Annotated in this window: 24 protein-coding genes; 14 read left to right on the top strand and 10 right to left on the bottom strand. The window is 71.8% G+C overall.

The window, feature by feature from the left end:
• Window positions 1–38 precede the first annotated feature (38 nt).
• A complete protein-coding gene (gene meaB, locus ACZ56E_RS10370) occupies window positions 39–995 on the bottom strand; it encodes a methylmalonyl Co-A mutase-associated GTPase MeaB (RefSeq protein ID WP_398301283.1) in 957 nt (318 codons plus the stop codon).
• A 108-nt stretch (window positions 996–1,103) separates the two neighbouring features.
• Complete coding sequence (locus ACZ56E_RS10365; RefSeq protein ID WP_471212982.1) at window positions 1,104–2,306, bottom strand: acetyl-CoA C-acetyltransferase; 1,203 nt, start codon at window positions 2,304–2,306, stop codon at window positions 1,104–1,106.
• Between the two features lie 138 nt (window positions 2,307–2,444).
• Here ACZ56E_RS10365 and mce point away from each other — a divergent pair, with 138 nt between their 5' ends.
• The 8 genes from mce to ACZ56E_RS10325 all read left to right on the top strand — a co-directional run bounded on the left by mce (window position 2,445) and on the right by ACZ56E_RS10325 (window position 13,171).
• Entirely contained in the window at window positions 2,445–2,885 is a 441-nt protein-coding gene (mce, locus tag ACZ56E_RS10360) for a methylmalonyl-CoA epimerase (RefSeq protein ID WP_362990308.1), read from the top strand.
• Between the two features lie 247 nt (window positions 2,886–3,132).
• On the top strand, window positions 3,133–7,137 hold the full coding sequence (scy, locus tag ACZ56E_RS10355; RefSeq protein WP_471212979.1) for a polarized growth protein Scy: 4,005 nt from the start codon (window positions 3,133–3,135) through the stop codon (window positions 7,135–7,137).
• Between the two features lie 182 nt (window positions 7,138–7,319).
• Window positions 7,320–8,255: a coiled-coil domain-containing protein gene (locus ACZ56E_RS10350; protein ID WP_150216158.1), complete on the top strand. Its 936-nt coding sequence runs from the start codon at window positions 7,320–7,322 to the stop codon at window positions 8,253–8,255.
• A 79-nt stretch (window positions 8,256–8,334) separates the two neighbouring features.
• Window positions 8,335–9,285: an ABC transporter ATP-binding protein gene (locus tag ACZ56E_RS10345; protein ID WP_471212977.1), complete on the top strand. Its 951-nt coding sequence runs from the start codon at window positions 8,335–8,337 to the stop codon at window positions 9,283–9,285.
• Window positions 9,286–9,288: 3 nt separating this feature from the next.
• Window positions 9,289–10,059 (top strand): ABC transporter permease, encoded by a 771-nt coding sequence (locus tag ACZ56E_RS10340; protein ID WP_468608814.1) that lies wholly within the window; start codon window positions 9,289–9,291, stop codon window positions 10,057–10,059.
• Window positions 10,060–10,118: 59 nt separating this feature from the next.
• Entirely contained in the window at window positions 10,119–10,943 is an 825-nt protein-coding gene (locus ACZ56E_RS10335) for a hypothetical protein (protein WP_471212974.1), read from the top strand.
• Window positions 10,944–11,048: 105 nt separating this feature from the next.
• Entirely contained in the window at window positions 11,049–12,236 is a 1,188-nt protein-coding gene (locus tag ACZ56E_RS10330) for an ABC transporter ATP-binding protein (protein WP_471212972.1), read from the top strand.
• Between the two features lie 92 nt (window positions 12,237–12,328).
• On the top strand, window positions 12,329–13,171 hold the full coding sequence (locus ACZ56E_RS10325; protein WP_471213156.1) for an ABC transporter permease: 843 nt from the start codon (window positions 12,329–12,331) through the stop codon (window positions 13,169–13,171).
• Window positions 13,172–13,195: 24 nt separating this feature from the next.
• Here the strand turns inward: ACZ56E_RS10325 and ACZ56E_RS10320 are convergent, their stop codons facing one another.
• Window positions 13,196–13,528: an ATP/GTP-binding protein gene (locus tag ACZ56E_RS10320; protein WP_468608820.1), complete on the bottom strand. Its 333-nt coding sequence runs from the start codon at window positions 13,526–13,528 to the stop codon at window positions 13,196–13,198.
• A 210-nt stretch (window positions 13,529–13,738) separates the two neighbouring features.
• On the opposite strand from ACZ56E_RS10320, the gene ACZ56E_RS10315 reads away from it, so the two are divergent.
• A complete protein-coding gene (locus tag ACZ56E_RS10315; RefSeq protein WP_468608822.1) occupies window positions 13,739–14,776 on the top strand; it encodes an LLM class flavin-dependent oxidoreductase in 1,038 nt (345 codons plus the stop codon).
• A gap of 82 nt (window positions 14,777–14,858) precedes the next feature.
• Here ACZ56E_RS10315 and ACZ56E_RS10310 read toward each other — a convergent pair whose 3' ends face one another.
• A complete protein-coding gene (locus ACZ56E_RS10310; protein WP_468557075.1) occupies window positions 14,859–15,251 on the bottom strand; it encodes an SCO5389 family protein in 393 nt (130 codons plus the stop codon).
• 242 nt (window positions 15,252–15,493) lie between these two features.
• On the opposite strand from ACZ56E_RS10310, the gene nucS reads away from it, so the two are divergent.
• The gene (nucS, locus tag ACZ56E_RS10305) at window positions 15,494–16,165 is read left to right on the top strand and encodes an endonuclease NucS (protein WP_362990291.1); all 672 of its coding nucleotides are present in this window, start codon (window positions 15,494–15,496) and stop codon (window positions 16,163–16,165) included.
• A gap of 58 nt (window positions 16,166–16,223) precedes the next feature.
• Here the strand turns inward: nucS and ACZ56E_RS10300 are convergent, their stop codons facing one another.
• The 4 genes from ACZ56E_RS10300 to ACZ56E_RS10285 all read right to left on the bottom strand — a co-directional run bounded on the left by ACZ56E_RS10300 (window position 16,224) and on the right by ACZ56E_RS10285 (window position 21,067).
• A complete protein-coding gene (locus tag ACZ56E_RS10300) occupies window positions 16,224–18,692 on the bottom strand; it encodes an ATP-binding protein (protein ID WP_471212969.1) in 2,469 nt (822 codons plus the stop codon).
• A 217-nt stretch (window positions 18,693–18,909) separates the two neighbouring features.
• Window positions 18,910–19,233: an STAS domain-containing protein gene (locus ACZ56E_RS10295; protein ID WP_055696792.1), complete on the bottom strand. Its 324-nt coding sequence runs from the start codon at window positions 19,231–19,233 to the stop codon at window positions 18,910–18,912.
• A 196-nt stretch (window positions 19,234–19,429) separates the two neighbouring features.
• A complete protein-coding gene (locus ACZ56E_RS10290) occupies window positions 19,430–20,278 on the bottom strand; it encodes a 3-hydroxyacyl-CoA dehydrogenase family protein (protein WP_471212967.1) in 849 nt (282 codons plus the stop codon).
• A gap of 147 nt (window positions 20,279–20,425) precedes the next feature.
• Window positions 20,426–21,067 carry a TetR/AcrR family transcriptional regulator gene (locus tag ACZ56E_RS10285; protein ID WP_471212965.1) on the bottom strand — a complete coding sequence of 214 codons (642 nt, stop codon included), beginning with the start codon at window positions 21,065–21,067 and terminating at the stop codon, window positions 20,426–20,428.
• 71 nt (window positions 21,068–21,138) lie between these two features.
• Between ACZ56E_RS10285 and ACZ56E_RS10280 the strand changes: the two genes are divergently transcribed.
• Window positions 21,139–21,921 carry an ABC transporter ATP-binding protein gene (locus ACZ56E_RS10280; RefSeq protein ID WP_468608830.1) on the top strand — a complete coding sequence of 261 codons (783 nt, stop codon included), beginning with the start codon at window positions 21,139–21,141 and terminating at the stop codon, window positions 21,919–21,921.
• Window positions 21,922–21,957: 36 nt separating this feature from the next.
• On the top strand, window positions 21,958–22,713 hold the full coding sequence (locus ACZ56E_RS10275; protein ID WP_471212961.1) for an ABC transporter permease: 756 nt from the start codon (window positions 21,958–21,960) through the stop codon (window positions 22,711–22,713).
• Between the two features lie 3 nt (window positions 22,714–22,716).
• Here ACZ56E_RS10275 and ACZ56E_RS10270 read toward each other — a convergent pair whose 3' ends face one another.
• Window positions 22,717–23,940: a phospholipase D-like domain-containing protein gene (locus tag ACZ56E_RS10270; protein WP_471212959.1), complete on the bottom strand. Its 1,224-nt coding sequence runs from the start codon at window positions 23,938–23,940 to the stop codon at window positions 22,717–22,719.
• A gap of 171 nt (window positions 23,941–24,111) precedes the next feature.
• Here ACZ56E_RS10270 and ACZ56E_RS10265 point away from each other — a divergent pair, with 171 nt between their 5' ends.
• Window positions 24,112–24,354: a DUF6411 family protein gene (locus ACZ56E_RS10265; protein ID WP_398301252.1), complete on the top strand. Its 243-nt coding sequence runs from the start codon at window positions 24,112–24,114 to the stop codon at window positions 24,352–24,354.
• 14 nt (window positions 24,355–24,368) lie between these two features.
• Window positions 24,369–24,941 carry a cob(I)yrinic acid a,c-diamide adenosyltransferase gene (locus ACZ56E_RS10260; protein WP_468608836.1) on the top strand — a complete coding sequence of 191 codons (573 nt, stop codon included), beginning with the start codon at window positions 24,369–24,371 and terminating at the stop codon, window positions 24,939–24,941.
• Between the two features lie 10 nt (window positions 24,942–24,951).
• Here ACZ56E_RS10260 and ACZ56E_RS10255 read toward each other — a convergent pair whose 3' ends face one another.
• The gene (locus tag ACZ56E_RS10255) at window positions 24,952–25,530 is read right to left on the bottom strand and encodes a hypothetical protein (RefSeq protein ID WP_471212957.1); all 579 of its coding nucleotides are present in this window, start codon (window positions 25,528–25,530) and stop codon (window positions 24,952–24,954) included.
• Between the last annotated feature and the right edge of the window lie 98 nt (window positions 25,531–25,628).

The following is a 25,628-nucleotide window of genomic DNA, read 5'->3' as shown; positions in this document are numbered from 1 at the left end:
CGGCCCGGACCGCAAGGTCCGGGCCGTGCCCGTCCGCCCTAGCTGTCCGTCAGCCCCTCGACCAGCTCGTCCGCGGCCGTGTACGGGTCCAGCTCCCCCGCCACGATCCGCTCCGCCAGCGCGGACAGCCTGAGGTCGCCGTGCAGGGAACCGATCCGCTCCCGCAGCGTCGTGACGGCGATCGTCTCGACCTCCCGGGAGGCGCGGGCGACCCGCCGCTCGGCGAGGACACCGCGCTCCTCCATCCACGCCCGGTGCTTCTCCAGCGCCTCCACGACCTCGTCGACGCCTTCGCCGCGCGCCGCGACCGTCTTCACGATGGGCGGCCGCCAGTCGCCGGGGCCCCGGGACTCGCCGAGGCCCAGCATGTGGTTCAGCTCGCGCGCGGTCGCGTCGGCGCCGTCGCGGTCCGCCTTGTTGACGACGTACACGTCGCCGATCTCCAGGATTCCGGCCTTGGCCGCCTGGATGCCGTCGCCCATGCCGGGCGCGAGGAGCACCACCGACGTGTCCGCCTGGGAGGCGATCTCCACCTCGGACTGGCCGACGCCGACGGTCTCGACGAGGATCACGTCGCAGCCCGCCGCGTCCAGGACACGGATGGCCTGCGGCGCGGCCCACGCGAGCCCGCCGAGGTGACCGCGCGTGGCCATCGAGCGGATGTAGACGCCGGGGTCGGAGGCGTGGTCCGACATCCGGACCCGGTCGCCGAGGAGCGCGCCTCCGGAGAAGGGGGACGACGGGTCCACGGCGAGGACGCCGACCCGCTTGCCGGCCCGCCGGTAGGAGCTCACGAGCGCGGACGTCGATGTCGACTTGCCGACACCGGGCGATCCGGTGAGACCGACCACATACGCGTGCCCTGCGAGCGGCGCCAGCGCCGCCATCACTTCACGCAGCTGCGGTGACGCCCCCTCGACCAGTGAGATCAGCCGGGCCACGGCCCGCGGCCTGCCCTCGCGGGCCTGCGCCACCAGGGAGGGGACGTCCTGCATCACAGCTCCGTTCACTACGTACGCGTACGGGGACGGGAGTACCGCCCCGTACGCGTCACGTACACGTAACCGCATACGTGTACGTACAGGACGGGACGTACCGCCGGGTCAGGCCTTGGCAACCTTCACGATCAGGGCGTCGCCCTGCCCGCCGCCACCGCACAGCGCGGCCGCGCCCACGCCGCCGCCACGCCGCTTCAGCTCCAGGGCGAGGTGCAGTACGAGGCGTGCGCCGGACATGCCGATCGGGTGACCCAGGGCGATGGCTCCGCCGTTGACGTTCACCTTTTCCGAGGAAACTCCGAGGTCGTTCATTGACTGCACCGCGACGGCGGCGAAGGCTTCGTTGATCTCGATCAGGTCGAGGTCGGAGACCTCCAAGCCCTCCTTCTTCAGCGCGTGCTGTATGGCGTTGGACGGCTGGGACTGGAGCGAGTTGTCGGGTCCCGCCACATTGCCGTGCGCCCCGATCTCGGCGAGCCAGTCGAGGCCCAGCTCCTCGGCCTTGGCCTTGGACATGACGACGACCGCGGCGGCGCCGTCGGAGATCTGCGAGGCGGAGCCCGCCGTGATCGTGCCGTCCTTGGAGAAGGCCGGGCACAGCTTGCCGAGGGACTCGGCGGTGGTCTCCGGGCGGATGCCCTCGTCCTTGGCGAAGAGCACCGGGTCGCCCTTGCGCTGCGGGATCTCGACCGGGGTGATCTCGGCCTCGAACAGGCCGTTCTTCTGGGCGGCCGCGGCGCGCTGGTGGGAGAGGGCGGCCACCTCGTCCTGCTCCGGGCGGCGGATGCCGAGGCGGGTGTTGTGCTTCTCCGTGGACTCGCCCATCGCGACGCCGTCGAAGGAGTCGGTCAGGCCGTCGTGCGCCATGGAGTCGAGCATCTCGATCGCGCCGTACTTGTGGCCCTCGCGGGACTTGGGGAGCAGGTGGGGGGCGTTGGTCATGGACTCCTGACCGCCGGCCACCACGATGTCGAACTCGCCGGCGCGGATCAGCTGGTCGGCGAGCGCGATGGCGTCGAGGCCCGAGAGGCAGACCTTGTTGACGGTCAGCGCGGGGACGTTCATGGGGATGCCCGCCTTGACGGCGGCCTGGCGTGCCGGGATCTGCCCTGCCCCGGCCTGGAGCACCTGGCCCATGATCACGTACTGGACCTGGTCGCCGCCGATTCCCGCGCGTTCCAGCGCGGCCTTGATCGCGAAGCCCCCCAGGTCCGCACCCGAGAAGGACTTCAGCGAGCCGAGGAGGCGGCCCATGGGCGTGCGTGCGCCCGCGACGATCACTGAGGTGGTGCCGGTCGTTCCTGCCATGTGCGACGACCCCTTGGGAGGAGAGGAGTTAACGAGGGTTTATCTGAATGTACTGAGCAGTACCCCTGCCGTCACCGGGCGGCGACTGTGATCGCGCGCACGTTGCGTAATCACTGCGTCAAGCGCTGCACTTGAACCATGCTGACGCGAATCGATCACATCGGGATCGCCTGTTTCGACCTCGACAAGACCGTCGAGTTCTACCGCGCGACGTACGGATTCGAGGTGTTCCACACCGAGGTCAACGAAGAGCAGGGCGTGCGCGAGGCCATGCTCAAAATCAACGAGACGAGTGACGGAGGTGCCTCCTACCTCCAGCTGCTCGAACCGACCCGCGACGACTCCGCGGTCGGCAAGTGGCTGGCCAAGAACGGCGAGGGCGTGCACCACATCGCCTTCGGCACCGCGGACGTGGACGGCGACGCCGCGGCCATCAAGGACAAGGGCGTACGCGTCCTCTACGAAGAGCCCCGGATCGGCTCCATGGGGTCCCGCATCACCTTCCTGCACCCGAAGGACTGCCACGGCGTCCTGACGGAACTTGTCACTTCGGCACCCTCCGAGGCACCGGAGCACTGACCTCCGTATATCTGGGCCGGTAGGGTTAGTGGCGGCCGTCCGAACTTTGGGCGGCCACATACCGGGGTCCGGGTTTCGGGGGACGAGCATCGGGGCAGCAGCTCATGCTCCGCTGTTGATCTGACACCATTCCCCCGGGGGTCCCGTTCGGCGGACGGACGGGGCTCGTTGGAGAGAATTGCGACCAGGAGTGGGGCCTCCCCTGCTCGAGCGCAGCCGAGAGCTCGGGGAAGGATGGGACCGCGCAGTGCGGGGCTACGAACGCCAAGAGAACTCGCGGGCTGAGACCGACAGTCTGTCGCGGTTCGAGGCCGAGATGGACCGGCTGAAGACCGAGCGGGAGAAAGCCGTCCAGCACGCCGAGGACCTCGGCTACCAGGTCGAGGTGTTGCGCGCCAAGCTGCACGAGGCGCGCCGCAACCTCGCGTCCCGTCCTGCCTACGACAGCGCGGACATCGGGTATCAGGCCGAGCAGTTGCTCCGCAATGCCCAGATCCAGGCCGAGCAGCTGCGCGCCGACGCCGAGCGCGAGCTCCGCGACGCCCGCGCGCAGACCCAGCGGATCCTCCAGGAGCACGCGGAGCAGCAGGCCCGCCTCCAGTCCGAGCTGCACGCCGAGGCCGTGTCCCGCCGCCAGCAGCTCGACCAGGAGCTGGCCGAGCGCCGCCAGACCGTCGAGTCCCACGTCAACGAGAACGTGGCCTGGGCCGAGCAGCTCAGGGCCCGCACCGAACAGCAGGCCCGCCGCCTCCTCGACGAGTCGCGCGCCGAGGCCGACCAGGCCCTGGCCGCCGCCCGCGCGGAGGCCGCCCGGATCGCCGAGGAGGCCCGCCAGCGCCTGGCGGGCGACGCCGAGGCCGCCCGCGCCGAGGCCGAGGCGATCCTGCGCCGCGCCCGCACCGACGCCGAGCGCCTGCTGAACGCCGCGTCCACCCAGGCCCAGGAGGCCACCGACCACGCAGAGCAGCTGCGCTCCACCACGGCGACCGAGTCCGAGCAGGCGCGCCGCATGGCCGCCGAGGCGAGCCGGGCCGCCGAGCAGCGCATGGCCGAGGCCGAGACGGCGCTGCGCCAGGCGCGCGGCGAGGCCGAGAAGGTGCTCTCCGAGGCCAAGGAGACCGCGGCCAAGCAGCTGTCGGCCGCCGAAGCGGCGAACGAACAGCGCACGCGGACCGCCAAGGAGCAGGTCGCCCGGCTTGTCGGCGAGGCCACCAAGGAGGCCGAGTCCACCCGGTCCGAGGCCGAGCAGCTGGTCGCCGACGCCCGCGCGGAGGCCGAGAAGCTGATCGCGGACGCCGCCGAGAAGGCGCGCACGATCACCGCCGAGGAGACCGCGAGCCAGCTCGCGAAGGCCGCGCGGACCGCCGAGGAGGTCCTCGACAAGGCCTCGAAGAACGCCAAGGAGACCACGAAGGCCGCCACCGAGGAGGCCGAGCGGATCCGGTCCGAGGCGGAGACCGAGGCGGACCGGCTGCGCGCCGAGGCGCACGACATCGCCGAGGAGCTCAAGGGCGCGGCGAAGGACGACACCAAGGAGTACCGCGCCAAGACCGTCGAGCTGCAGGAGGAGGCGCGCCGGCTGCGCGGCGAGGCCGAGCAGCTGCGGGCCGAGGCGGTCTCCGAGGGCGAGCGCATCCGGGGCGAGGCGCGGCGCGAGGCGGTCAAGGAGATCGAGGAGGCGGCCAAGTCCGCCGAGGAGCTCCTCACCAAGGCGAAGGCCGACGCCGAGGAGCTGCGCACGGCTGCGGCCGCCGAGAGCGACCGGGTCCGCACCGAGGCCGTCGAGCGCGCCACGACGCTGCGCACGCAGGCCGAGGAGACCCTGGAGCGCACCCGCGAGGAGGCCGAGCGGCACCGCGAGGAGGCCGCCGAGCAGGCCGAGGCCACGAAGTCCGAGGCCGAGGCGGCCGCGCGGGCCCTGCGCGAGGAGACCGAGCAGGCCATAGCGGCACGGCAGGCCGAGGCCGCCGAGGAGCTGACGCGGCTGCGCACGGAGGCCGAGGAGCGCCTGTCGGCCGCCGAGCAGGCGCTGACCGACGCCCGCGCCGAGGCCGCGCGCATGCGCAAGGAGGCCACGGACGAGACGGACCGGCTGCGCGCGGAGTCCGCCGAGCGGATCCGCACGCTCCAGGCGCAGGCCGAGACCGAGGCCGAGCGGCTGCGCAACGAAGCGGCAGCCGACGCCTCGCAGGCCCGCGCGGAGGGCGAGAACATCGCCGTACGCCTGCGTTCGGAGGCCGCGGCCGAGGCGGAGCGGCTCAAGACGGAGGCGCAGGAGTCGGCCGACCGGGTCCGTGCGGAGGCCGCGGCCGCCGCCGAGCGCGTCGGCACGGAGGCCGCCGAGGCGCTCGCCGCCGCCCAGGAGGAGGCGGTCCGGCGTCGGCGCGAGGCCGAGGAGACCCTCAACTCCGCGCGTGCGGAGGCCGACCAGGAGCGTGAGCGGGCCCGCGAGCAGAGCGAGGAGCTCCTCGCGTCCGCCCGCAAGCGGGTCGAGGAGGCGCAGGCCGAGGCGATCCGGCTCGTCGAGGAGGCCGACCGCCGCGCGACCGAGCTGGTCTCGGCCGCCGAGCAGCACGCCCAGTCCGTACGGGACTCCGTGGCCGGCCTGCACGAGGCGGCGCAGGAGGAGGTCGCGGGGCTGCGCTCGGCCGCCGAGCACGCCGCGGAGCGCACGCGGACGGAGGCGCAGGAGGAGGCGGACCGCGTCCGCACCGACGCCTACGCCGAGCGGGAGCGCGCCTCCGAGGACGCCAACCGCACCCGGCGCGAGGCGGCGGAGGCCTCGGAGGCCGCCAAGGAGCTCGCGGAGCGCACGGTTGCGGACGCGATCGCGGAGGCCGAGCGGATGCGCTCGGACGCCTCGGAGCACGCCCAGCGGGTGCGCACGGAGGCGTCGGACACCATCGCGCAGGCGGAGCAGGACGCCGCACGCACGCGTGCCGACGCCCGCGAGGACGCCAACCGCATCCGCAACGACGCGGCGGGCCAGGCCGACACGCTGATCGGCGAGGCCCGCAGCGAGGCGGAGCTGCTGCAGAACGAGACGATCGCCGAGGCCGAGCGGCTGCGCGCCGAGTCCACGGCGGAGGCCGAGCGGCTCAAGACCGAGTCCACCGCGGAAGCCGAGCGCGTGCGCACGGAAGCCGCGGAGCAGGCGGAGCGGCTGCGTGCCGAGTCCACCGCCGAGGCCGACCGGGTCCGCGCGGAGTCCGTGGCGAAGGCCGAGAAGCTCATCTCGGACGCGTCCGGCGACGCGGAGCGGCTGCGTGCCGAGGCCGCCGAGACGGTCAACTCCGCGCAGCAGCACGCCGAGCGGATCCGCAGTGAGTCGGAGCGCGTCAAGGCCGCGGCGGCCAGCGAGGCCGAGCGGCTCACGTCCCAGGCCCGCGAGGAGGCCGAGCGCACGCTCGACGAGGCCCGCAAGGAGGCCAACAAGCGCCGCCAGGAGGCCGCCGAGCAGGTCGACACGCTCATCACGGAGGCCGCGGCGGAGGCCGAGAAGCTGACGTCGGACGCCCAGGAGAAGGCGCTGAAGGCGACCACGGACGCCGAGGCGCAGGCCGACACGATGGTCGGCGCGGCCCGCAAGGAGGCCGAGCGCCTGGTCGCCGCGGCGACGGTCGAGGGCAACACGCTGGTGGAGAAGGCCCGTACGGACGCGGACGAGCTGCTCGTCGGCGCCCGCCGCGACGCGACCGCCATAAGGGAGCGCTCGGAGGAGCAGCGCGACCGTCTCAGCGCCGAGATCGAGGAGTTGCACGATCGCGCCCGCCGCGAGTCCGCCGAGGCGATGAAGTCCGCGGGCGAGCGGTGCGACGCGCTGGTCAAGGCCGCGGAGGAGCAGCTGGCCGAGGCCGAGGCGAAGGCCAAGGAGCTGGTCTCGGACGCCAACACGGAGGCGGGCAAGGTCCGTATCTCCGCCGTGAAGAAGGCCGAGGCGCTCCTGAAGGAGGCCGAGACGAAGAAGGCCGCGCTGACCCGCGAGGCCGAGCGGATCAAGGCCGATGCCGAGGCGGAGGCGACCCGCATGGTCGAGGAGGGCAAGCAGGAGCTGGAGGTTCTGGTGCGGCGCCGCGCGGACATCAATGCGGAGATCTCCCGTGTCCAGGACGTGCTGGAGGCGTTGGAGTCTTTCGAGGCCCCGTCGAGCGGTGCGAAGACCGGGTCGGGCGGCGGTTCCGGCGCGGGCGGCGTCAAGGCGGGGGCCGCGGCCGGATCGACACGTTCGAGTGGGAAGCAGTCGGAGGGGTAGTCAAAGGGAATCTGCCGTGCTCCGAAAGGACCTTTGGCCCTGTCCCTGGCAAGCACTCTGACGGTCAGCCACTCAAAAGGGGTGTCATTCTCCAGATCAAACAGGCATCTGCTCGATGACACGCCGCTTGGACCCCTAGGATTCCCTCTATCACCTCACCGGTCTCATTCGACAGGAACCCCATGAGCGACACTTCCCCCTACGGCTTCGAGCTTGTGCGGCGTGGGTACGACCGCGCTCAGGTGGACGAACGTATCTCCAAGCTCGTCTCCGACCGTGACAGCGCTCTTGCCCGTATCACTGCTCTGGAAAAGCGCATCGAGGAGCTGCACCTCGAGACGCAGAACGCCCAGGCCCAGGTCGCCGACGCCGAGCCGTCGTACGCCGGTCTCGGTGCCCGCGTCGAGAAGATCCTCCGCCTCGCCGAGGAGGAGGCGAAGGACCTGCGCGAGGAGGCCCGTCGCGCGGCCGAGCAGCACCGTGAGCTCGCCGAGTCCGCCGCCCAGCAGGTGCGCAACGACGCCGAGTCGTTCGCCGCCGAGCGCAAGGCCAAGGCCGAGGACGAGGGCGTCCGGATCGTCGAGAAGGCCAAGGGCGAGGCGAGCGCGCTGCGGGCCGAGGCCCAGAAGGACGCGCAGTCCAAGCGCGAGGAGGCGGACGCCCTCTTCGAGGAGACCCGCGCCAAGGCCGCCCAGGCCGCCGCGGACTTCGAGACGAACCTCGCCAAGCGCCGTGAGCAGTCCGAGCGTGACCTGGCCTCGCGTCAGGCCAAGGCGGAGAAGCGCCTCGCGGAGATCGAGCACCGTGCGGAGCAGCTGCGCCTGGAGGCGGAGAAGCTGCGGACCGACGCGGAGCGCCGCGCCCGGCAGACCGTCGAGACCGCGCAGCGCCAGGCCGAGGACATCGTCGCCGACGCGAACGCGAAGGCGGACCGGATCCGTTCGGAGTCCGAGCGCGAGCTCGCCGCGCTCACGAACCGCCGCGACAGCATCAACGCGCAGCTCACCAATGTGCGGGAGATGCTGGCGACGCTCACCGGTGCGGCGGTCGCCGCCGCGGGTACGCCCGCGGACGACGAGCCCGTCTCCCGAGGCGTGCCGGCTCAGCAGACCCGCTAGCCCCCGCGCCCCGAAAGGGACGCCAGAGCCCCTTGCCGCTCCGGTGGCAGGGGGCTTTGTCCCGTTTTAGCGTTGCCGCATGATCGAGCTAGAGGGGCTGACCAAGCGGTACGGCGAAAAAGTGGCCGTCAACAACCTGACCTTCGCCGTCCGCCCCGGCATGGTCACCGGCTTCCTCGGTCCGAACGGCGCGGGCAAGTCCACCACCATGCGCATGCTGCTCGGGCTCGACCACCCCTCGGCCGGCGCCGTCCGCATCGACGGCCGGCACTACACCCAGCTGAAGGACCCGCTCAAGTGCATCGGCGCGCTCCTCGACGCCAAGGCGATGCACGGCGGCCGCAGCGCCTTCAACCACCTGCTCTGCCTCGCGCAGAGCAACGGCATCCCGCGCGCCCGCGTCACCGAGGTCCTCGACACCGTCGGGCTGACCGCCGTCGCCAAGAAGAAGGCCAAGGGCTTCTCGCTCGGCATGGGCCAGCGCCTCGGCATCGCCGGGGCGCTCCTCGGCGACCCCGAGATCCTGATGTTCGACGAGCCGGTCAACGGCCTCGACCCCGAGGGCATCCACTGGATCCGCAATCTGATGAAGTCCCTTGCCGCACAAGGGCGTACGGTCTTCGTCTCCTCGCATCTGATGAGCGAGATGGCGCTCACCGCCGACCACCTCGTCGTCATCGGCCAGGGCCGCCTCCTCGCCGACCTGTCGATGTCCGACTTCATCCGGCAGAACTCCCGGTCGTACGTCAGAGTCCGCTCCCCGCAGCGCGAACGCCTCCTCGACGTCCTGCACCAGGCGGGCGTCACCGCCGTGGACGCGGGTGACGGCGCCCTCGAAGTGGACGGCGCCCCCGCGGAGCAGCTCGGTGAGCTCGCCGCGCGGAACCATCTCGTCCTCCACGAGCTGAGCCCCCAACAGGCGTCCCTCGAAGAGGCCTTCATGCAGCTCACCGCGGAGTCGGTCGAGTACCACGCGCACGCCGACCACAAGGGTCCCGGCCAGGGCTGGCAGCCGCGGAAGGGAGCCTGAGCGATGGCCGCGACACAGGTGCTGAAATCGGAGTGGACCAAGATCCGCTCGGTCTCGTCGACCGTCTGGACGCTCGGCCTCGCCCTCGTCGTCACGGTCGCGCTCGGCGCGTTGATCAGCGTCCTGTCCAAGAACGACTACGACAGCCTCGACGCCAGGGACAGGATGACCTTCGACCCGACGTTCATCAGCTTCGCCGGGATGTCCCTCGGCCAGCTCGCGATGATCGTCTTCGGGGTGCTCGTCGTCTCGAACGAGTACAGCACCGGCATGATCCGCACCTCGCTCGCGGCGGTCCCGCAGCGCGCCGCGTTCCTGTTCGGCAAGATCACCGTCGCCACGCTGCTCGCCTTCGTGGTGGGCCTGGCCACCAGCTTCCTCACGTTCTTCGTCGGGCAGGCGATGCTCGGCCCGTACAAGGCGCAGATCGGCGACCCCGGAGTGCTGCGCGCCGTCATCGGCGGCGCGCTCTACATGGCGCTCATCGCGCTGTTCTCCATGGGTGTCGCGGCGATGCTGCGCAGCCCGATGCTCTCCCTCGGCATCCTGATGCCGTTCTTCTTCCTCATCTCCAGCATCCTCGGCAACGTATCGGCGACGAAGAAGATCGGCCGCTTCCTGCCCGACCAGGCCGGCAGCAAGATCATGCAGGTCAAGTCGCCGTTCGACGACGACACCCCGTACGGGCCGTGGGGCGGCCTCGCGATCATGGTGGCGTGGGTGGTGCTCGCGCTGCTCGGTGGGTACGTACTGCTGAAGAGACGGGACGCTTGATCCAGGGCGTGTCCCGGGCGTCCACAGGGACGTACGACCGCCGTGCCCCGGGGGGACATGTGACGACGCAGGACCGCGGGCTCGCCGCGCTCGGCCTCGACGGCGTGCCCGCGCTGCAACCCCTCACCTATCCGGGCCTGCCGGTCACGGTCCCCGCCCTGCTCACCGGCGCCGAGCTGCTCGAACTGCGCCCGCGCCCCGGCGGCCTCGGCGCGTGGACCGTCGACGGCACCGGCCGCCCGCCGCACCGCTCACTGGACGACATCCTCACCGCCCTCGGCCAGCCACCCGTCGCGGGCCGGCACCCCGTCGTAGCCGTCGGCTCGAACGCCTCCCCCGGCCAGCTCTCCCACAAGCTCGCCCGGCGCGGCATCCCCGGCGCCGTGCCGATGGTGCCCGTGCGGCTGCGCGGCCTCGGCATCGGCTGCTCCGCCCACATCGGCCGGGCCGGGTATGTGGCGGCCGCCCCCTACGGAGCCCGCACCGCACGGACCACCCTCGTCGTCTCCTGGCTGGACGCGGCCCAGCTGCCCGCCGTCGACGCCACCGAGCTCCCCAACTACCGTCGCGTCCTGCTGCCCGGGGACGCGTACGGCATGACCCTGCCGTCCGGCGAGCGACTCGACGAGGCGTACGTCTACGTCAGCGTGCGCGGCGTCCTCGCCGACCCCGTGACCGGGCTGCCGCGGCCCGGCGGCGGCGACCAGGCCGCGCTGCTCGACGCCCTCCTCGACGCGTCACCGCGGCTGCGGGAACTGCTCGGGCCCGACGCGGCGTCCTGGGTACGGCGGGCGGCCGCCGACCCCGAGCTCCGCGCCCGGGGCACGCTTCTCTTCGCGGAAGAGGGCTGGGTGCTGCCGTGGACGGAGCTCCCGGTGCCGTAAACGCTTTTACTCGCTCTTGGCTGGAACCGTCAGCTCCCCGTTATCCTCCTAACCCTTACGGGGGCGTGTGCCCCGACGTCCTGAACCATTCGATGGGTGCGGAGAATGATCGAGGCAGTCGGCCTGACGAAGCGCTACGGCGCCAAGACAGCCGTGTACAACCTTTCCTTCCAGGTGCGGCCCGGAACCGTCACCGGCTTCCTCGGGCCCAACGGCTCCGGCAAGTCGACGACGATGCGCATGATCCTCGGGCTCGACGCGCCCACCACCGGGCAGGTGACGATCGGCGGCTACCCCTACCGCAAGCTGCCGAACGCCCCGCGCCAGGTCGGCGCGCTGCTCGACGCCAAGGCCGTGCACGGCGGCCGGCACGCCCGCAACCACCTGCTCTGCCTCGCGCAGCTCTCCGGCATCCCGGCCCGCAGGGTCGACGAGGTGCTCGGCGTCGTGGGCCTCCAGGAAGTGGCGAAGAAGCGCTCCAAGGGCTTCTCGCTCGGCATGGGCCAGCGGCTCGGCATCGCGGCGGCGCTCCTCGGCGACCCGCAGGTGCTGCTCTTCGACGAGCCGGTCAACGGCCTCGACCCCGAGGGCATCCTCTGGGTCCGCAACCTGATGAAGTCCCTCGCCGCCGAGGGGCGCACGGTCTTCGTGTCGTCCCACCTGATGAGCGAGATGGCGCTGACCGCCGAGCACCTCATCGTGATCGGCCGCGGCCAGCTGCTCGCCGACATGAGCGTCAAGGACTTCATCTCGCACAACTCCGCGGACTTCGCGCGGGTGCGGACGCCGGACAGCGAGCCCCAGCACCGCGAGAAGCTGACGTCGCTGCTGACCGAGGCGGGCGGCCAGGTGCTGCCCGAGCAGGACGGCGCGCTGCGCGTCACCGGTCTGCCGCTCCCCCGCATCAGCGACCTCGCGCACGGCGCCGACGTCCGCCTGTGGGAGCTCTCCCCGCACCAGGCCTCGCTGGAAGAGGCGTACATGCGGATGACGCAGGGCGCCGTCGACTACCGCTCCACGGTCGACCAGCGCGCGGGCCTCCAGCAGGAGATGCCGCCCGGCGCCATGCCCCCCGGCGCGCTGCCGGTGCCCGGCCAGGGCCAGCCCGGCTGGTACGCCCCGCCGCCGCCCCAGCAGGGCGGCGGCCAGCCCTTCGCGATGCCGCAGCCGCAGGGCGCGCCCGCGACGCAGAACCCGTACGCCGCGGCGCCCCCGCAGCAGGCGCCCGCCGCTCCCGCCCCCGACATGGCCAAGCGCGCCACCGCCACCGACAACGAGGACGCCGCACGATGACCACGCCTCCGACTCCGCAGCAGCAGCCGCAGGCGCAGCAGCCTCAGCAGATGTACGCACCGGCGGGCGCACCGGCGCCGCAGGGCGCCCCGATGGCTCCGCCGCCCGCCGCGCCCGCGCCGCCCTCCGCCTGGCAGCAGGCGATGGCCAACGCCTACACCTCGCCGATCCCGGTCAAGAAGACCCACCTCGGCAACGCCCTGAGCTCCGAGTGGACGAAGATCAAGTCGGTCCGCTCCACGATGTGGACCCTGGGCATCTTCCTGCTCCTGGTCGTCGGCATCGGCCTGCTCGCCGTGGCGAACACGGAGTCCGTCGACTACGCGGACATGCCGTTCACCGTCCCGGCCTTCTTCGGCCTGATGCTCGGTCAGATCTGCCTGATCACGCTCGGCGTGCTCGTCACCTCGTCCGAGTACGGCACGGGCATGATCCGTACGACGTTCACCGCGTCCCCGCAGCGCCACCGCGTCCTCGCCGCGAAGGTCATCATCTACTTCGTGGTCGCCTTCGCGGTCTCCGCGGGCTCCATCCTGCTGGTGGGCCTGGCGGCCTCGGCCGCCCACAGCGGTCCCGAGGCGGGTGACCTGCCCTGGGCGGGCACGGTCTTCAAGGGCGGTCTGTACGTCTCGCTGCTCGGCGTGCTCGCGCTCGCCGTCGGCTCGATGCTGCGGCACTCCGCGGGCGCCATCACCGCCATGCTCGGCGTGGTCCTGGTCCCCGCGATCATGCCCGCGTTCCTGATGATCTGGGAGAGCACGCAGCCGCTCGGCGAGAAGATGAACGACTACAACGCCATCACGGCCCTCGCCAAGATCTTCGGCGCGGACACCGCGGACGGCCCCGGCGGCGGCTCGCAGCTCGCGCTGCTCGTCGTCGTCACGGTGGCCGCCGTCGCCGGCGCGTTCGCGCTCCTGGAGAAGCGCGACGTATAACCGCACGACACGGTCGTACGAGGCTCAGTACCTCGGCGCGTTACGGGACCGCTGCACCCGCGTGGTGCGGCGGTCCTTCGCGTTCCAGCACGCCTTGTGCCAGTGTCTGCGCTCGTCCACGCCGGAGTGCTCGGGCCAGGCCACCACGTGCGCGAGGGCCGACGGGATCTCCTGGTCGCAGCCCGGGCAGCGGTACCGCTTGCCCGCCGCGCTCGCGCCCGCGACGTGGCGCACGCTCCACTCCTCGCCCTGCCAGCTCTCGGTGGACTGGAAGCCGCCGTAGCGGCCCGGCGGCTGCGCGCCCGCGGACGCCTTCGGCTCTCCGGCGCCCTTGGGGCGGTTGCGACGCGGGGACACGGAAACACCTCACGGGCTGTACGGCGGTCAGGGGTGCGACCAGCCTACGCGCCACGCCCCGGGGTACCCGTGCCCGCACCGAGGGCCGCCGGCCCCGTCGCTGCACGGAAAATCCAACAATCTTCATGCCAGGCCGTGCCTTTGGCACGTGTCACGCGTTGTTGCCCGTAGGGGGAGTGCCTGCGTCGGCGCCAAGGAGGCAGGAGTTCGATGCGTGTAGGTAGTTTTGTTCTGGCCGCCCAGTTCCCCGGACAGGGACAGGGGGAGGCACTGCACCGAGCGGTGCGGTCCGCCGAGGTGGCCGAGGAGGCGGGGCTGGACTCGGTCTGGCTCGCCGAGCACCACTTCGTGCCGTACGGCACGTGCCCGTCGGCGGTGACCCTCGCGGCCCTGCTGCTCGGGCGGACCCGGCGGATCCGGGTCGGCACGGCCGTCAGCGTACTCCCGACCGTGCACCCCGTGGCGCTCGGCGAGCAGGCGGCGCTGCTGCACATGACGTCCGGCGGGCGGTTCTCGCTCGGCGTCGGACGCGGCGGCCCCTGGGTGGACCTGGAGGTCTTCGGAGCCGGCCTGGAGGCGTACGAGAAGGGTTTCCCGGAATCGCTCGACCTGCTGCTCCGGTGGCTGAGCGAGCCCCGGGTCGAGGGCAGCGGGGGCCGGTTCTCCTTCCGCGAGGTGGCCGTCGTGCCACGCCCGCAGGAGGCGCTGCCCGGCCAGGGCGACACCGCGGGGCCCGAGGTGGTCGTCGCCTGCACCTCGCCGTCCAGCGTGCGGCTCGCGGCCCAGCGCTGCCTGCCCATGCTCCTCGGCATGCATGTGGGCGACGACGAGAAGGCCGAAATGGTGGCCTTGTGGAATCGGCACGCCCGTGCCGCCGGGCATCCCCCCGAGAAGGTCGCCGCCGCGTCGCACGTCTCCGCCGGGGTCGCCCAGATCGCGGACCGGCGCGTGGAGGCGGCCGAGACCTTACAGAAGGCGATGCCCGGCTGGCTGAAGCAGGGCCTGGACGCCCATGTGACCGTCGACGGCAGGCACCGCGCCATGCGGGACCCCGCGGCCTACACCGAGCTGCTGTGCGGGCTCCACCCCGTGGGCACCCCGCAGGTGTGCGCCGACCGGATCGCCGCCACGTCCGAGCGCACCGGCATCACGCGCTTCGCGCTGCTCGTGGAGGGCTCGGGCGACCTCGCGGCCACGGAGGAGAACGTGCGAAGGCTGGGCGCCGAAGTACTGCCCCAGCTCGGCTGAGATCCGCCGTCCGACTGAGAGCCTGAGGAGCTGCCGCTCCGGACTGACACACCTCCCGCGTACGGAGCGGCAGCAACAGACGTCAGCAGTCCCGCAGTTCGGGCGACTGGTTGAGCAGCTGCCCCCGGATCGACGTGAAACGGGCGAGCCGCTCGTCCACCGAAGGATCCAGCGGGAACACCGCGACGCGGTGGCAGTTCTGGAATGCCAGACGCACTCCGAAGTGCCGCTGCAGGGCACCGCGAATCGCGTCACTCGCGAGCGCGCGCAGCAGCTGACCGCGTGCCTGCTCGTCCGGCGGCGGGGTCTGGTTGTCGGCGAACTCGCCGCCGTCGACCTTGAGCTGGGCCACCAGGGAGCTGATCATCTCCCATGCGTAAGGCAGGGAGGTCCGGACGCAGTCGACGAATTCTGCTTCGTCGACCTCGCCTCGCTCGGCCTGTTCCAACAGTGCCGGTGAGACGTCGAGCGACATGGGTTCTCCTCTCGCACCCCCGGGGAGCGGGGGCCTACGGACAGGGATGGAGTCCGCCTACGCAGCGTGCACGGACGACGACCTCTTGCTTCTACGGTAGGCACCGGGCGGTGCCTACACCAGAAGATTGGGCACATAACCGGCCAGGATCGAACGGGTTCATCGCCGGACAAGTCGCTCCCGCGGGGGCGAGGGGTGGGCGAATCGCGCGCACCGGCTCCGGTCGAGTAGCGTTGCGCCCCATGCGTCTCGTCATTGCCCGATGCTCCGTGGACTACGCGGGCCGGCTCACCGCCCATCTCCCGTCGGCTCCCCGCCTGATCCTCGTGAAGGCGGACGGCAGCGTCTCGATCCACGCGGACGACAGGGCCTACAAACCGCTCAACTGGATGTCTCCGCCCTGCACATTGAAGGAGGGGACCGGGGACGACGCGGGTGTGTGGACCGTCGTGAACAAGGCGGGCGAGAAGCTCATCATCACGATGGAGGAAGTCCTGCACGACTCGTCGCACGAGCTCGGCGTGGACCCCGGCCTCATCAAGGACGGCGTGGAAGCGCACCTTCAGGAGCTGCTCGCCGACCGGATCGAGACACTCGGCGAGGGGTACTCGCTCATTCGTCGCGAGTACATGACGGCGATCGGCCCGGTGGACATCCTCTGCCGCGACGCCGACGGGCAGACCGTCGCCGTCGAGATCAAGCGGCGGGGTGAGATCGACGGTGTGGAGCAACTCACCCGTTATCTGGAGCTGTTGAACCGCGACCCGCACCTGGCGCCCGTCCGGGGCATCTTCGCCGCCCAGGAGATCAAGCCGCAGGCCCGCGTCCTCGCCACGGACCGCGGCATCGGCTGCACCGTCCTGGACTACAACGCGCTGCGGGGCATCGAGGACGACAAGCTGCGGCTGTTCTGACCGCACGCACGCGCTGAAGGGCCGGGTCCTGCGGGACCCGGCCCTTCAGCGTGCCGGTTCAGGCGCTGGGTGTCGTCCCGCCGGAGCCGCTCGCCGAGTTCGACTGGTCGGGCGAGGTGGGCGGGTCGTCGGTCGCGGGCGGCGTCGACGGCGGGGTGCTGGGGGGCGTGCTCGGCGGAGTCGTGGGCGGAGTGGTCGGCGGGTCCGTCGGCTTGTCGGACGGCTTGGTCGGCTTGTCCGAGGGCTTGGTCGGCTTGTCCGACGGCGTGCCGGACGGCTTGTCCGAGGGCTTCCCGGACGGCTTGTCGCTGCCGCTCGGCGTGGCCGACGGCTTCCCGCTGCCGCTCGGCGTCGGGCCGTCCGAGGCGCCGACGGTGCCGCCGTCGCCCGGGGTGCCACCGCCGCTCGTGGCGTCCTGCCGCGGCTTGTCGGCGGTCAGGCCTTCGCCGTCGCGGTCCTCCTTCGCCGACTGCTCCGTGGTGACCTTGTCGCCGGGCGGGTCGTTGTTGTCGGACGTGGCGCCGAGGGTGACGACGGTGCCGAGGACGGCGGCGAGGAGTGCTCCGGCGCCGGCGGCGACGAGGTTGCGCCGGGTGCCGCTGATGATGGAGCGGCGGCTGGGTGCGGGGCCGGACCCGATGATGGGCGTCGCCTTGCTGGTGACGAGTGTGTCCGGCTCCGGGGGCGGCTGGGGCAGCGCGAAGGCCGCGGGTATGCCGCCGGGGGGCGACGCCGACTCCTCGTAGCGGGCGTCGGGCACCTCTTCGCCCGCGGCCGTGCGCCCGCCGGGCTGCGCGCCGCCCGAGCGGTCGGCGACCAGGGCGAGGGCCCGGCGCCCGGAGATCATGCCGCGCTTGTCGGCGAGCGCGCCGCGGAGCCCGATGGAGGCCTCCAGCTCGGCGCGGGCCCGGTCCAGCTGTCCGCCGCAGAGCGCGAGGATGCCCAACTCGTGGTGGAAGTACGCCTCTTCGGCGACCTCGCCCGCGTTCCGCGCGGCTTCCTGGCCGGACCGCAGGGCGCGCTCCCATGCTCCCCAGTCGAGTCCGCCGGCGAAGGCGGGCGCCGCGGTGCGGGCGAGCAGCACGGCCGCGCCGGCCTCCGTGGCGACCAGGGCGCCGAGCGCGGCGTGCACGGCGTCGGCCTCGGCGGCGACGCGCTCCGGGGTGACGGAGGGGTGTCCTGCCCACCAGGCGTAGTGCTGGGCGGCGGCCAGGGCGCGCTCGGGCGCCTCGTCGGCGTATCCGGCGGCCTCCAGCTGGGCGCGGACGCCGGCGGCGAGGCGGTAGTGGGCGCCGACCGGGGTGACGAGGGCGCAGCTCACCAGTTCGGCGAGGGCCGCGTCGGCGTGGGTGTCGCCGACGAGGGCGGGCAGGTGGGCCTGGTGCGGGAGCTCGCCGCCGAGGGCGACGGCGAACTTCAGGGTGGCGCGGGCGGACGGGCTGAGCCGTGCGGCGAGCAGCGCGGCGGGTGCGGCGCCGTCGGCGAGCGAGGGCAGCGGGATCTCGGGGACGTCGTCGGGGCCGGCGTCGACGGGGGTCTCCGCGAAGTAGCCGTACTCCTCGAAGGCGTGCGGGTCGGCGCGCAGCTGGTCGCGCTGGCGGAGCAGGGCGCCCGCCTGGACGAAGCGCAGCGGCAGCCCCTCGGACTCGAACCACAGGTCGCCCGCCCAGTTGGCCTCCTCGTCGTCGAGGACGCGGCCGACGGCGCGCTCCAGGAGCTCCAGGCCGCTGCCCCGGCCGAGTCCGCCGAGGAAGACCTCTTCGAGGTGGCAGTCGGCGGAGGGGGCCGCCACGTCGGGTGTGGTCGCGATGAGGAAGGCGCACTCGGGGGTGGCGTCGAGCAGCTCGTCGAGGCCGGCGCCGCCGAACTCCAGGTCGTCGAGGACGACGACGGCGCCGATGTCGCGGACCAGGTCGAGCAGCTGGGCGCGGTCGGGGCGGTACAGGGGCGCGGTGTGGACGGCGGCGAAGAGGTCGTGGAGCAGCTCGCCGGGTGTCCTGCGGTAGCCGGAGAGGCGGACGACGCCGTCGGGGGCGAGGTCGGCGCAGTCGTCGGCGACGGCGTTGAGGAGTGCGGTGCGGCCCGATCCGGCGGGTCCGGTCAGCCGTACGGAGCGGCCGCGCGCGAGGAGCCGTGCGAGGCGCTCGCGCTCCTCCTGGCGCTCCAGGAGCGGCAGTCTGGGCAGCGCCGGGCCGGGCGGCACGGGCGGCAGCGCGGCCCGGCGCAGTTCGGCGCGCTCGGCGGCGGTGCGCTTGGCGGGGCGCTCCGGCTGCTCCCCGGGCGGGCAGGGTTCGATCTCGCTGCCGTCGACGGGGTTGACGGTGAGCAGGAAGTCGCCGGAGACGAGCTGGACGGTGCGGGCGAGGGCGGGCGCGGGCTGACCGAAATCAGGGGTCAGGGGGTCGCGCGGCGGCCGTCCGGCGCGTGTCGATGCGTCGTCGGTGCCGTCGCTCGCGCCGTCGTGGATGCTGCCGTCGTCGATGCCGTCGCGGCCGTACTCTTCGGGTCCCCGGTTCATCGGGTCCATGGTCTCAGCCCCCCAGATGCGTCGTGTGCACAGCCCCCTCCGGCCTTCGTGCACACTGCGCTGTCGCTTCTGGTCCGGCGCCCCCGTGCGGGTCCGTCTGTCGGTGGGCGACCGAACCCTAGACCTTCGCTCAGTATCTACGAGTGGGCGGGGTACCGCCCCGTCCGAGACGTCACAGTCTCGTGAGGATTGTGCGTGAGGTGCGGTTCAGGATCGTTCAGACTCTGGGGAGCGATTCGACACCGATGCCGCCTTCGATGGCGAGGATCCGGTGGAGCCGGGTCGCGACGAGGAGGCGCTGCATCTGCGGTGGCACGTGGCGCAGGACGAGCCTGCGGCCGCACCGCCCGGCGCGGCGGTGCGCGCCCATGATGACGCCGAGTCCCGTGGCGTCCCACGAGTCGAGTTCGGACAGGTCGAGCACCAGGTCGCCGGCGCCGTCGTCGACGGCCGAGTGCAGGACCGTGCGGGCGTCCGCCGCGCTGCGTACGTCGAGGCGTCCCCCGACGACCAGCTGGGCCTGATCGCCCCTGATGTGCATATGCGCTCCCCGAGAGTGCTGTGTCTGCTGTGGCGCCCGATACGTAGGGCGTCTGCGTATGTCACTGCAACTGACTGCCGCGTGGGCGAGGAAGTTGCCGTCTGTAAGCGAACCGATACCGAATTCACTCCGAGGGGTGACCCGCCGGGTGCCAATGCACCCGACGGGGCGTCAGACGGCGTACGTCAGTGCTGGTTCAGTGCTTGTAGAACCCTTGCCCGCTCTTGCGCCCGATGTCACCGGCGTCAACCATCCGGCGCATCAGCTCCGGCGGCGCGAACTTCTCGTCCTGGGACTCCGTGTAGATGTTGCCGGTGGCGTGCAGCAGGATGTCGACGCCGGTGAGGTCGGCGGTCGCGAGCGGGCCCATGGCGTGGCCGAAGCCGAGCTTGCAGGCGGTGTCGATGTCCTCGGCGGTGGCGACGCCCGACTCGTAGAGCTTGGCGGCCTCGACGACGAGCGCGGAGATCAGCCGGGTCGTCACGAAGCCGGCGACGTCACGGTTGACGACGATGCAGGTCTTGCCGACCGACTCGGCGAACTCACGGGTGCGGGCGAGGGTTTCGTCGCTGGTCTTGTAGCCGCGTACGAGCTCGCAGAGCTGCATCATCGGGACCGGCGAGAAGAAGTGGGCGCCGACGACGCGCTCCGGGCGCTCCGTGACGGCCGCGATCTTCGTGATCGGGATGGCGGAGGTGTTGGAGGCGAGCACGGCGTCGTCGCGCACGAGCTTGTCGAGCGTGCGGAAGATCTCGTGCTTGACCTCCAGCTTCTCGAAGACGGCCTCGACGACGATGTCGGCGTCGGCGACGGCGTCCAGGTCGGTGGTCGTCGTGATCCGCGCGAGCGCGGCCTCGGCGTCGTCGGCGGCGAGCTTGCCCTTGCTCACGAACTTGTCGTAGGACGCCATGATCCCGTCGGTGCCCCGGGTCAGTGCCTCGTCGGTGACGTCGCGCAGGACGACGTCCCAGCCCGCCTGGGCGGAGACCTGAGCGATGCCGGACCCCATGAGTCCGGCTCCGATGACGGCGAGCTTCCGTGCCACTGTTCCGACTCCCCTACCGCTTGTCTCGCTTGGCTCACACGCTGTTCACGTATGCCTCTTCGGCGCACGTTAGCGTTCGTGGGCGCGCCTGTGTCCGCGAAGAGATGCGCGTCACGTCTCAAATGACGGACATCACACTGGTACGGCTCATCCGGCGGCGCGCACCGCGTAGTTGAGGACCTTCTCGCCGAGCAGGTCCTCCATCTCGTCGAGCAGCGCGAGCGCTTCGCGGGAGACCTCGGCGGGCTCGCGGCTCTTGGACATCTCGTCGCCGATCCAGGCCATGAGCGTGCTGTGGAGCCAGGAGAGCTGACCCGCGATCAGTCCGGGCATGGGGTCGTCCGCGGCGGCCCCGGTCTCCTCGGCGAGGGTCTTCGTGAGGTGGGTGAGCGCTTCCTGCTGGATCGCCCAGAGCCGGGAGCGCAGGGCGTGCGCCTCGGTGATGACCTTCATGAAGTCGGCCCAGCCGGGGAAGAGCCCGATGCCGGGCGAGACGCCCTCCACGTCGGCGCGCAGCTCGCGCAGGACGGCGGCCGCGGCGGACTCCCCCGCCCGGCGGCCGCGCACATAGCCGGAGAGCCGGTCGACGACGGCCTCGCCCCGGTCGAGGAACAGGTCCTCCTTGGCCGGGAAGTAGTTGTAGACGGTGTTGACCGAGACGTCCGCGGCCTCCGCGATCTCCGCGATGGTCACCGTGACGAAGCCGCGCTCCAGGAAGAGCCCGGTCGCGATGTCCGAGATCCGCTGTTTCGTCTGCCGCTTCTTGCGCTCCCTCAGTCCCTCACTCATGACCCCATCCTAGGGTCTCTGAAATTTTGGGGCGATTGCAAAATTTTAGAGACTCTGTTTTTGTGGTCGGCATGGCAATCATCAGTACCTCCGGGCTCGCCCGGACTTTCCAGACCAAGGGCGGCCCCGTCGAAGCCGTGCGCGGCATCGACCTGCGCGTACAGCCCGGCGAGATCCTCGGCTTCCTCGGGCCGAACGGCGCGGGCAAGACGACCACGCTGCGCATGCTCACCACGCTGCTCGCGCCCACCGGCGGCGCCGCCACCGTGGCCGGCTGCGACCTGGCCAGGGACCCCGCCGGCGTCCGGAGCAAGATCGGGTACGTGGCCCAGTCCGGCGGCGTCGACCTGAGCGTCTCCGTCCGCGAGGAGCTCGTCACCCAGGGCCGGCTCTACCGGCTGCCGAAGGCCCGCGCCGAGGCCCGCGCCGACGAGCTGGCGCACGACCTCGGCCTCACCGAGCTCCTCGAACGTCCCTGCGCGGCGCTCTCCGGCGGCCAGCGCAGGCGCCTCGACATCGCCATGGGCCTCACCCACCGGCCCGAGGTGCTCTTCCTCGACGAGCCGACCACCGGCCTGGACCCGGGCAGCCGGGCCGACCTGTGGAAGCTGGTGCGGCGGCTGCGCGACGAGCACGGCACGACGGTCTTCCTCACCACGCACTACCTCGACGAGGCCGACGCGCTCTCCGACCGCCTGGTCGTCGTGGACCGGGGCGTCGTCGTCGCCGACGGCACGCCGAGCGCCCTCAAGCTCCAGCACGGCGGCTCGATCGACGCCACGCTCCAGGACACCTTCCTCGCCATCACCGGGCGCGACATCGCCCCGGCGGACACGACCCCCGTCGCCGTCTGACCCGCACGACCGACCTCCACGATCCGGGGCCCCACCATGCCTGCACTGCTCTCCGACACCGCACTGATCTTCGGGCGGTACGCCCGGCAGACCCTCCGCTCCAAGTTCCAGATCCTCTTCGGCGTCCTCACGCCCCTGCTCTACCTGCTCTTCTTCGGCCCGCTCCTCACCGATCTGCCGCTCGGCTCACAGGGCGACTCCTGGCAGGTGCTCGTGCCCGGGCTGCTGCTGCAACTCGGCCTGTTCGGCGCCACGTTCAGCGGTTTCGCGCTCATCATCGAGAAGCAGTTCGGCGTGGTGGAGCGGATGCGGGTGACGCCCGTCAGCCGTCTCGCGCTGCTCCTCGGCCGGATCCTGCGCGACGCCGCGCTCTTCGTCTTCCAGGCCGTGCTGCTCGTGCTCGCCGCGCTGGCGATGGGGCTCAGGGCGCCGCTCGGCGGCATCCTCATCGGCTTCGCGTTCGTGGCGCTGCTGACCGCGGGGCTCGCCTCACTGTCGTACGCGCTCGCCATGAAGGTCTCCAAGGCGCACGAGTTCGGGCCCGCCGTGAACGCGGTGAGCATGCCCTCGATGCTGCTGTCGGGGCTCATGCTGCCGATGGCCCTCGCGCCCACCTGGCTGGACGTGGTCTCCCACTTCATGCCGTTCCGCTATCTGGTCGACGCGGTGCGCGCGGGGTACGTCGGGGAGTACGCGACCACGACGATGCTGTACGGCGTCCTGATGGCCCTCGCCTTCGTCCTGCTGTCCGTCACGGTGGGCACACGTGTCTTCCAGCGGAGCGGGGCGTAGGCCTCACAGGAATCGGCGGATGGGCCGGACGCTCACCTCGCGGGCCCGCTGGAGGAGGGAGCGTCTCTTCCACCGGCCCTCCCGCATCAGCTCACTGGCCCGCACGTCGTCGTCGAAGTGCCCGTCCAGCGTCGCGGTGAACTCCTGGTCCAGGACGGCGAGCATGACCTCCTCGTCGTGGTCGAGGGAGCGGCGGTTGAAGTTGGTCGAGCCGATCAGGGCCGCGACGCCGTCGACGGTGATGACCTTGGCGTGCATCATCGTCGGCTGGTACTCGTAGATCCTCACCCCACAGCCGATGAGGTCCTCGTAGTAGTGCTGCCCGGCCAGCCGGCAGACCCGCTTGTCGGTGTGCGGCCCCGGCAGCACGATCTCCACCTCGACCCCGCGCCGCGCGGTGGCGCAGAGCAGCTCGACGAAGTACGCGTCCGGGGAGAAGTACGCCGTGGCAAGCCGGAAGCGTTCCTCGGCGGACTCGAGCATGACGCGGATCAGGGTCTGCATGTCCTGCCAGCCGAAGCTGGCCGAGCCGCGCACCACCTGCACGACGGCGTCGCCCTGGGGGCGGTGCCTGATGAACCGGTCCTGGTCGTCGAAGAGTTCGCCGTGGCACTCGGCCCAGTTCTGCGCGAACGCCGCGGCGATGCCGTCCACCGCGGGGCCGTGCACCTCGACGTGGGTGTCGCGCCACTCGCCGGGGTTGCGGGCGTCGCCGCACCACTCCTCGGCGATGCCCACGCCGCCGGTGAAGGCGGTCTCCTCGTCGACGACGAGGACCTTGCGGTGACAGCGGTGGTTCTGCTTGAGGGGCGACAGGTGCAGCGGCTTGCGGAACCACGTCACCTGCACCCCCGCCTGCTCCATCACCCGCAACTGCTCGCCCTCGATCAGCCGGCTGCCGAAGCCGTCGAGGAGCAGCCGCACCCGCAGCCCGGCGCGCGCCCGCTCCGCGAGGGCGTCGGCGAACCGGCGGGCGATGTCGCCCTTCCAGTAGACGAAGGTCATCATGTCGACCGTGTGCTCGGCGGACCCGATCGCGGCCAGCATGGCGGTGAAGATCTCGTCGCCGTTGCGCAGGACGGTCAGCGCGTTGCCCTCGGTCGCCGCGATGCCGATCAGCCGCTCCAGACGCCGCCGTATCCGCGCGACGCGATCCGGTACCGCCGGGCCACCGGGCGCTCCGGTGGCGTCCGAGGCCGGCTCGGCGGACTCCTGCGTACGGGTCATGACATTCCCTGGCCGGAACACGACGAGGAAACGTCGGGCCGCGGCGCCCGGTCCGGCACGGGCTGAGCGGCGAGCCGACTGTACCCCCGCCCCGCGGGCGGGCCGCGGGCGCCGCATGGGCCGTCGCTGCGGGGGCACACGGCAGACGTACCCGACCTCAAGGAGCCCGTCATGATGGTTGTCGGTATCGTCGCCGTCTGCGTCGTCCTGGCCGTCCTCGCCTTCCTCGTCCCCCGCCTCTCCCGGCACCCCGAACGCGGCACGCAGCGCACCCTGGGAGCCGGTTCGCGCGCCGGCGGCAAGGCCCCCGGCATCCTGGGCCGGATCTTCAGCAAGCCCTTCCGCAGCAGCTCCAAGGCGGTGGGCCGCAGCGGCTCCGCCGGCCGCCGTGCCCGGGGCCGCATGCCGTTCTGACTAGGCTGGCCCGCATGGTCAATCTGACGCGCATCTACACCCGGACCGGCGACCAGGGCACCACGGCCCTCGGTGACATGAGCCGCACCGCCAAGACCGATCTGCGGATCGCGGCGTACGCCGACGCCAACGAGGCCAACGCGGCCATCGGCACGGCGATCGCACTCGGCAGCCTCGACGAGGAGGTCGTGAAGGTCCTGGTCCGGGTCCAGAACGACCTCTTCGACGTGGGCGCCGACCTCTCCACCCCCGTCGTCGAGGACCCCAAGTACCCGCCGCTGCGCGTCGAGCAGAGCTACATCGACAAGCTGGAGGCGGACTGCGACCGCTTCCTCGACGACCTGGAGAAGCTCCGCAGCTTCATCCTGCCGGGCGGCACACCCGGCGCGGCCCTGCTGCACCAGGCGTGCACGGTGGTGCGCCGGGCCGAGCGGTCGACCTGGTCGGCCCTGGAGACGCACGGCGAAGCGATGAACCCCCTGACCGCGACCTACCTGAACCGCCTCTCCGACCTCCTCTTCATCCTGGCCCGCACGGCCAACAAGGACGTCGGGGACGTGCTGTGGGTGCCGGGGGGCGAGCGCTAGGCCCGCGCTCTCAGGCTTTCGTCAGGGGCCGGTCCTCGTCCCGCTCCCGCGGGGCAGGTCCCGGGCCCTTCTTCGGGAAGAGCGTGTACGTCCCGGCGATGACGACATTGATCCCGATCACCCACAGCATCTTCTGCTGCCACATCCGCAGCGAGGAGATCTCGCCGTCCCCGCCCACGTACCAGACCGCGCCCTGCAGCAGGGCCATGGCGATCAGGGCGGCGAGGATCCAGCGGGCGGCGAGTTTCCACTCGTGGACGGCGCGGGCGGCGCCGTACTTCGGTGTCGAGGGGGCGGGGCCGCCCGCGAAGCGGTGGGCGACGCGGACGTCCACCCACTTGATCGTGTAGTGGCCGAGCGCGATCGAGTAGCCGATGTAAACGGCGGCGAGGCCGTGCTTCCAGTCCGGCTCGGCGCCGTTCTTCAGGTCGATCGCCGTGACGACGAACAGCAGGACTTCGAGCAGCGGCTCGCACAGCAGGACGGCGACGCTCGTACGCGGCATCCTCGCCCAGTAGCGCAGGGCGAGCCCGGCGGCCAGCAGCACCCAGAAGCCGACCTCGCAGATGACGATCAGCGCGACGATCACGGCGCTCTCCTTACGTTCGCTTCCCCGGTCACCCTTCAAGGCTCGCGTTCCGGAGGCCGCTGATCGTCGTCGTCAGTGACGAAGTGGGACTGCATCCT

The sequence above is a fragment of the Streptomyces sp. NPDC039480 genome (assembly GCF_055597165.1).
The sequence above is the reverse complement of the archived record's forward strand: the minus strand, read 5'-3'. Positions and strand labels throughout refer to the sequence as shown.